6 protein-coding genes are annotated in these 8,312 nt (G+C 67.8%); all 6 read left to right on the plus strand.

Annotated elements, in window-relative coordinates; genetic code table 11:
• Positions 1-1,141 (plus strand): NHL repeat-containing protein (locus VM221_00285; GenBank protein HUT73256.1); only part of this gene is annotated, 1,141 nt, incomplete at its 5' end.
• Between the two features lie 125 nt (positions 1,142-1,266).
• Complete coding sequence (locus VM221_00290; protein HUT73257.1) at positions 1,267-2,562, plus strand: NHL repeat-containing protein; 1,296 nt, start codon at positions 1,267-1,269, stop codon at positions 2,560-2,562.
• Positions 2,563-2,692: 130 nt separating this feature from the next.
• A complete protein-coding gene (locus tag VM221_00295; GenBank protein HUT73258.1) occupies positions 2,693-4,033 on the plus strand; it encodes an NHL repeat-containing protein in 1,341 nt (446 codons plus the stop codon).
• Positions 4,023-5,270 carry a hypothetical protein gene (locus VM221_00300; protein HUT73259.1) on the plus strand — a complete coding sequence of 416 codons (1,248 nt, stop codon included), beginning with the start codon at positions 4,023-4,025 and terminating at the stop codon, positions 5,268-5,270. The genes VM221_00295 and VM221_00300 overlap by 11 nt, the downstream gene beginning before the upstream one ends.
• A 30-nt stretch (positions 5,271-5,300) precedes the next feature.
• On the plus strand, positions 5,301-7,466 hold the full coding sequence (locus VM221_00305) for a sulfatase (protein ID HUT73260.1): 2,166 nt from the start codon (positions 5,301-5,303) through the stop codon (positions 7,464-7,466).
• 406 nt (positions 7,467-7,872) lie between these two features.
• The coding region (locus VM221_00310) for a MotA/TolQ/ExbB proton channel family protein (GenBank protein ID HUT73261.1) at positions 7,873-8,312 on the plus strand (440 nt) is incomplete at its 3' end.

An 8,312-nucleotide genomic window follows, 5' to 3' on the forward strand; every position in this document is an offset into this window, starting at 1 on the left:
GGGCGTGAATGACGTGCCCGGCGGCGGGGGAGAATTCGGCACCATCACCCCCGACGGGGTCTATACCGCCCCAGAGCAACTCCCCGCCTGCAATGAAGTCTGCATCACGGCCGCGATTGACGATGGCGGCCGCCAGCGGGAGCTGTGGGCGACGGTGGTGATCGGTCCCTTCAATCCCGAGTACACGCGGGTGGCGACGTGGCCCACCGGTTGGGGTGGGCCGGGCGAGTTCTCACCACTGGACGGAGTATACCTCGACGCCGACGGCAACCTAATCATCGCCAGCAAGGGGACGGAACGCCTCGACGCCGACGGCAACCCAATCATCGCCAGCAAGGGGCCGCCACGCGTCTGCCGCCTGTCGCCGCAAGGCAAGTATCTGGATGAGCTTGACCCTAGCCCGGAGCAATTCAAGGGCCCGCGGGAAGCCACCGTGGATGCGCAGGGCGACATCCTGATTGCGGATGGGGACAAAGGTCGCGTGTTTCGCTTCGATCGCAGCGGGAAGTTCATCACCGCCTGGGGTGAAAAGGGTACCGGCCCCGGGCAGCTCTCTCGTCCCCACGGCATCGTCATCGGGCGGCACGGGCGCATCTACATCGTGGATGTTAACAACGGCCGCGTGCAGGTCTATGCCCCCTCGGGGGAGTTCCTTTTTGAGTGGGGGACTCACGGCAGTGAGCCCGGTCAGTTCATGGCGCCGCACGGGATCGCGGTGGACCCCAATGGCGACATCTTCGTCTGCGAGTGGTGGGGCCGTCGCTGCCAGCGGTTCACCCCGGAGGGGGGCCATCTCAAGACCTTCGCGGTGCTTCCGGGCGATGGCGAACGCGCCTACCACTCGATAACGTGCGACCGGCACGGAAACCTGTATCTCGGCACCAAGGGCATCCGCTACGTCGCCGCCGAGGGTGCCAGACACCCCTCTTGGCCGGCCTCTTGTTGGCCGAGCATGCTCAATAAGTACAACAACGAGGGCGATTTCATAACCTCGATCGCTCTCCGCCCCACCCCCGAGCGCAGGCACTACCGGCCTTCCTCCGCCGTCGTGGCCAAGGACGGCCACGTGTACGTCGCCGACGGCGCTCGTGATAATGCAGGCATAGACGTCTTCGCGCCGGCACTCGCGCGTCGGCAGTGAGATGATGCGAGGCCGGCGGTACACAGCGCGATGGAACACGGCAACCGATGGCGGGAAACCTCCGGCGGCGGTCCTCGTCTGCGATCATGGTCGTCCGAGGTCGGGGAAAGGATGGGAAGATGGTCATGTGTGATCGAGTCTCGACAGCGAGGGGGGAAGAGGGTGGGGGCGCGCCGTCCCGAGCGGGGGGCCGCGCCGCGGAGCCGGCGGCGGCGGTTGAGGTCCAGCGGCTCCAGATCACTCCCAGCTTCATGCGCCTCGAGCTGGGAGCGGCGCGGGACTTCGCGGCGAAGGTTGCCGGCGGCGAGGTCACCGATGGTAAGGCCCCTGCGGTCGTGAGTTGGGGCGTGAATGACGTGCCCGGCGGCGGGGGAGAATTCGGCACCATCACCCCCGACGGGGTCTATACCGCCCCAGAGCAACTCCCCGCCTGCAATGAAGTCTGCATCACGGCCGCGATTGACGATGGCGGCCGTAAGCGGGAGCTGTGGGCGACGGTGGTGATCGGTCCCTTCAATCCCGAGTACACGCCGGTGGCGACGTGGCCCACCGGTTGGGGTGGGCCGGGCGAGTTCTCACCGCTGGACGGAGTATGCCTCGACGCCGACGGCAACCTAATCATCGCCAGCAAGGGGACGCCACGCGTCTACCGCCTGTCGCCGCAAGGCAAGTATCTGGATGAGCTTGACCCCAGCCCGGAGCAATTCGAGGGCCCGCGGGAAGCCACCGTGGATGCGCAGGGGGACATCCTGGTTGTGGATGGGAACAAGGGGCGCGTGTTTCGCTTCGATCGCAGCGGGAAGTTCGTCACCGCCTGGGGTGAAAAGGGGACGGCCCCCGGGGAGCTCATGCATCCCCACGGCATCGTCATCGGGCAGCACGGGCGCATCTACATCGTGGACGACGTCAACGGCCGTGTGCAGGTCCATGCCCCCTCGGGGGAGTTCCTTTTTGAGTGGGGGACTCACGGCAGTGAGCCCGGTCAGTTCATGGCGCCGCACGGGATCGCGGTGGACCCCAATGGCGACATCTTCGTTTGCGAGTGGTGGGGCGCTCGCTGCCAGCGGTTCACCCCGGAGGGGGGCCATCTCCAGACCCTCGCGGTGCTTCCGCGCGATGGCGAACGCGTCTACCACGCGATGACGTGCGACCGTCACGGAAACCTGTATTTGATCACCCACGGTATCGGCCGCCTCGCCACCGAGGGAACCAAACACCCCCGCTGGCCGAGCACGGTGGAGAAGTACAACAACGAGGGTGATTACATAACCGTGATCGCTCACCCTGCCACCCCCGAGCGGAGACACTACCGCCCTTCTACGGCCGCGGTGGGCAAGGACGGCCGCGTGTACGTCGCCGACGGCGCTCGTGATAATGCAGGCATAGACGTCTTCGCGCCGGCACTCGCGCGCCGGCAGTGAGATGATGCGAGGCCGGCGGTACACAGCGCGATGGAACACGGCAACCGATGGCGAGGAACCTCTTGCGGCCGTCACCGTCTACGATCATGGTGGTCCGAGGTCGGGGAGTCGTCGGAGAAGGGATGGGAAGATGTGGATCCATGATTCGATTGGGACGGTGACGAGGAGGCGAGGTGCGGTAGGTGCGGTGCTGGCGCTCCTGTGCTGCGGCTTGCCGGGTGCGGTGCTGTCCCCAACGGCCTGCGCCGCCGCGGAGCCGGCGGCGGCGGTTGAGAGCCAGCGGCTCCAGATAGCCCCGAGCTTCATGCGGCTCGAGCTGGGAGCGACGCGGGAATTCGCGGTGAGGATTGCCGGCGGCGGGGTCGCCGGTGGCAAGGCCCCCGCGGTCGTGAGTTGGAGCGTCAATGACGTGCGGGGCGGCGGGAGCGAATTCGGCACCATCACCCCCGATGGGGTCTATACCGCCCCGAAGCGGGTCCCTGCCTTCAACGAAGTGTGCATCACGGCCGCGATTGACGATGGCGGCCGCAAGCGGGAGCTGTGGGCGACGGTGCTGATCGGTCCCTTCAATCCCGAGTACACCGCCGTTGCCACGTGGCCGGCCCGTCCGGGCGGGCCCGGAGAGTTCTCGCCTCCGCACGGGATCTGCTTCGATGCCGACGGCAACCTGGTAGTCTCCGACAGCGACAAGGCGCGCGTCTACCGCCTGTCGCCCCAAGGCAAGTACCTGGATGAGCTTGATCCCAGCCCGGAGAAATACGAGGGCCCGCGGGATGCCACCGTGGATGCGGATGGCAATATCCTGGTCGTGGATGGGAATAAGGGGCGCGTGTTTGTCTTCGATCGCAGCGGGAAGTTCATCACCGCGTGGGGCGAAAAGGGGAGCGCCCCCGGGGAGCTCTCTCGTCCCCACGGCATCGCTATCGGCAAGCATGGACGCATCTACATCGTGGATGTTGACAACGGCCGCGTGCAGGTCTACGATCCCGCGGGCCACTTCCTTTTTCAGTGGGGCGCCCGCGGCGCCGGACCCGGTGAGTTCAAGGCTGCGCATGGGATCGCGGTTGATCCCAATGGCAACATCTTCGTTTGCGAATGGGTCGGCGGCCGCTGTCAGAAGTTCACCCCGGAGGGGGTTCACCTCCAGACCTTCGCGGTGCTTCCGCGGGATGGCGAACGAGCCTACCATGCGATGACGTGCGACCGGTACGGGAATGTGTACCTAGCGACCAAGGGCGTCATCCGTAACCGCTGGCCGAGCACGTTGGATAAGTACAACAACGAGGGGGATTACATAACCGTGATCGCTCTCCCCCCCACCCCCGAACGGAGGCACTACCGGCCCTCGACAGCTGCGGTGGGCAAGGACGGCCGGGTGTACGTCACGAACGGTGCCGGCGGGAAGGTGGGGGTAGACGTCTTCGCGCCCGGGCCGCCGGCGGTAAAGGAGAAGACTGACCGTGGCGGGTGATCTGCGCCGGCGACTTGGCGATGCCGTGGACGGCATCGCGGCCATTGACACGCACACGCACCTCGACGTGATGAGCCCTGCCGCAAGCAGTCCGTGGCAGGTCCTGTCCTATCACAACTACACGACAGAGCTGGTCGCCGCGGGCATGCCCGCGAACGCGACGGAGGGCAAGTCAGCCGATAAGGAGCGGGTTATCGCTCTGGCGGGCTACTTCCGGCTGTCGGAAACCACGACCCACGCCTGGATGATGCGGCGCCTGCTCAGCGGGCTCTACGGTTGGGATGAGCCCGTCAGCGCACACACCGCCGGCGCCCTTTACGAGCGGATGGTTGCGGCATCGCAGCAGGCGGACTGGGAACGGCGGGTGCTGGCGAAAGCGGGAATCGTCAAGTCCATCGCCACCGCGGACTGGAGGCATCCGCCATGCGCCTACAACCAGGGGCAATACATCCTCATGGCGCAGGCGGCCCTGGTGCCGGATGCGGGGCGTAGCTTCATTCGGGATGTCGAGCGTGACGCCGGGGTGGAAGTCAGCGACTTGCGGGCGCTCGGCTCCGCGCTCGCCGGCATGGCTGCCGCCTGGCGCGCCGCGGGCATGCGGGCGGTGAGACTCGCCGTGGAGGACGATCCGCCGTTCGTCATGCCGGAATCGTGCGAGGCCGAGGCAGCGTTCACTCGGTATCTCAGGGGTGACGCGACCGGCGGCGATCTCCGAACCGTGCGCGATTTCACGCTCGATGCCGTCTGCAGAGAGGCCGGCCGTAACGGCCTGGTCGTCCAGGTATATCTCGGCAGGGGGTTGGCCGGCCGCGTCCCCTATCCCGCGCTCCCGGTGAACCTGGCGCCTGGATTGTTCCGCCTCATCGGCGGCAACCCGGGAACCCGGTTCGACGTCGCCACCGTCTCCGGCGAGCTGCTGAACCAGTTCACGATCATGGCGAAGCATATGCCTAACCTCCACCTGTCGGGCTGCTGGTGGTTCGTGCAGTTCCCCAGCGTGATGCGGAGAATCTATCGTTTCCGGGCCGAGGTGCTTCCCGCCTCCAAGTGGTCGGCGATGTTCACGGATGCCTACGTGGTTGAATGGGCGTATGCCAAGTCTCTCCTCATCCGCAAGGAACTCGCCGCGGCGCTGGCGGCCTGCGTCGAGGACGGGTACCTGCAGGAGGATGACGCGGTGGCGGTGGCGCGCAACGTCCTGCACGATAGCCCGGCGACGCTGTACGGGATCGAATAAGGCCATGGCAATGGCGTCGGCAGACCCGCGATGGGATCGAAGGTAAAGGCGCACCTGGTGGCGGCGGCGCCGGTTGGCGTGGCGGCTGGCGCCGTCCTGGGCGTGACCGAGGCCGTCGCCGCGGCTGCAGCCGGCCAACGCCTCCCTGCCCCCAACTTCTGGCTGATGTGGGTTGCCACGGTGGCGGCGTACGCCATCCTGGGGTGGGTCGTGTTCGTGGTGGCCGCCATAGTGACCGCCGCCATCAGCGGCCTGTCGAAGCGGCGCACCTCCCCGCCAAGCTCCGGCCCCTACTGGATCGCCGCGGCCGCCATGCTCCCTGCCGCTTGGTTGCTCGGCCGAGCGGACCTGGAGCTGCCGGAGCCGGCCCTGGCGTTTCGGTTGCTGCCTGTCGGCGTGGCATGCCTCGCAGCCGGAGCGATGATGGCGGGTGCGATCCGATTTACACGCGCCCGCGTGAGGTCCGCTCCTGAGCGAAGCCCAAGGGCTGGCGGCGCAGCGGCCGCAGGGGTAGCCGGGTACGCGGCGGGCGGCGCGTTGTGGGCGCACTGGAGTGGCGGCGGCCTGAGCGGCGTCGAACGCCTGGGGGCGATCGCAGTCGGCGTCGCGCTCGGCCTGGTGGTGCTGGCCGCGGCGCGGCGCAAGGGACGCGCACGGCGGGACAGCGCGACCCTCGCGTGGCTCTTGGGGGTAGGGCCGCTGGCGGCTGCGGCGGCGATAGCGGTGCCGGCACTGTGGGCGGCATCGCTCCCCGCGCCGCGGGGAGCCCCCGACGTCCTGCTGGTGACGGTTGACGCCCTGCGTGCCGACCACCTTGGTGCCTACGGCAGCAAGCAGGGGTTGACCCCCAGCCTCGACCGGTTCGCGGGCGACGCGGTGGTGTTCGAGAGGGCTTTTTCGTCGGCGCCGTGGACCGCCGCCTCCGTGGGCTCGATGATGGTGTCGCGCTACCCCTCGGAGTTGGGACTGGTGCCGGTGGACCGCAGTCAGCATCAAACGCGCTACGGCGGCGGAGTGCTGACGCCACAGCCGACGCTCGCCGAAGTGCTCCGTAGGGGTGGCTACCTGACGATCGCCGATGTCCCGAATCCCCAACTGCGCCGGGATCGCGGTTTCGCCCGCGGCTTCCTCAGGTTCAACAACCCCGACGACTTCTCTGGGGAGAGGGCTCCCGCTCTGCCGCGTCTGGGCAAGTACGAGGAGTGGTTCCTGCATACCTCCATCGGCTTGCGCGCGGCCCAGCGGCTGCACCGCGAACCGCGCTACTACCGCGCCCCCCGCGTCGAGCTGGATGACGCGGAGCGGATCGTGCGAGATGCGGCGTTGGCGCGGGGCCGGCGAGGCCGGCGGCCGCAGCTTCTGTGGCTGCACCTGATGGACCCCCATGTGCCCTATGATCCGCCGCAGAAGTCGGCTGCCACCATCGCCGCCTTCCCCCGACCGCCCCTCGACCCCACACCGCGATTCTACAAGGACGTGGTGTGGGGCAAGGTCACCCCCGACCAGCGCCAGCGCAGGTACATGCACGCGCTGTACCGTGACGAGGTGCATTACGCCGACCAGTGGCTCGGGTTCTTGTTCGACCGCATGCAGCGCCTGGGTCTCTACCGCGATGCGCTAATCATCGTGACTGCCGACCACGGCGAGGAGTTCTGGGACCACGGCGGCTTCGAGCATGGTCATACGCTCTACGATGAATTGCTGCATGTGCCGCTGGTGATCAAGTTCCCGCGCAACCGCGCTGCGGGAGAGCGAGTATCAGCGCGGGCGAGCCTGCTCGACCTCTTGCCGACCGTGGCGCAGGCGGCGGGGCTGCCGGTGCCGCGCGGCGCGCGCGGTACCTCGTTGATGAGCCTCGCGGGCGCCGGCAAGGGAGCGGCGGATAAGCGGACGCTGTTCGCCGAATTCACCCTCTACGGCGAGGAGTTGAAGGGTCTGCGCACCGCCCGCTACAAGGTGATTTTCCACGCGCGGTCTCGCGGCATCGAAGTCTACGATCTGCACACCGATCCGGCGGAGAGGCACAACCTGGCGCGTGATCCGCAGGTAGCTCCGGAGGCGCGCCGGCTGCTAACGACGTTCGCGCGGGACAGCGAGCGTCGCACCGCAAGGTGGGCGCGGTCCGCGGGCAGCGCGCCCTCTCTCGATGCGCGCACCAGAGAAAGCCTCCGCAGCATCGGCTATCTCGGGGGCTAGACGCGGCGCCTCCCGCAGCCTGCTCGCCGGCTCCCTGTGCTCGCGAGCGCAGGGGCGCCCCCCGCCCACGCCACTCACAACTCCCCGGGGATATGGAATAACACTGTGCGTCTGGCGGGTGGGGACGCCAGGCCCGGAAGCATCAAGCTCGCCTGGAACCTGCGGCCGTCGCCGGGGGTCCAAATGACTAGGCAAGCAGGCGCTGGGGCGCCCAACGCTTGCCGGCCGCGTCCCTAGGTCAGAGACCGGCGGCTAGGTCGCATTGCGACCGCCGTGGCGGCCGAAGGTCCTAGCCAGATGGCGGCCTTTAGGCCTAGCCACATGATTAGCCGCGCGGATGCAATCCAGGTGGGCATGCTGTAGCAAGATCGCGGCACCAGACTCAGCACGGATCCGGGAGAGCGCCATGCTCGACTTCCTGCGCACGCTCACCATGGGCGGACCGGTTATGGTCCCGCTTGCGGTGTGCTCGCTCGTTTCCATCGCGGTGATCATCGAACGCGCGTGCTTCTACCGGCGCGCGTCCGCGGACACCCAGGCGCTGACGCAGCAGGTGCGAGCCGCGGTTGAGCGCGGAGACCTGGCGTACGCCGCCTCCCTGTGCGAGCGCACCTCGGGTGCGGTGGCCGCGGTCATGGCGACGGGCCTGCGCGGGGCCTGGCAGGGGCGCGACGTCACCCGCGCCATGGAGGAGCAAGCCCTTGCCGAACTGCCGCAGATCAACCGGCGGCTGTCGGTGCTCGACACCGTGATCACACTGGCTCCGCTGCTGGGACTGCTCGGCACCGTAACCGGAATGATTCGCTCCTTCCATATCGTCTCGCTGGTCGGCATGAGCCACCCCAC

The sequence above is a fragment of the Armatimonadota bacterium genome, assembly GCA_035527535.1.
GTDB lineage: Bacteria > Armatimonadota > Hebobacteria.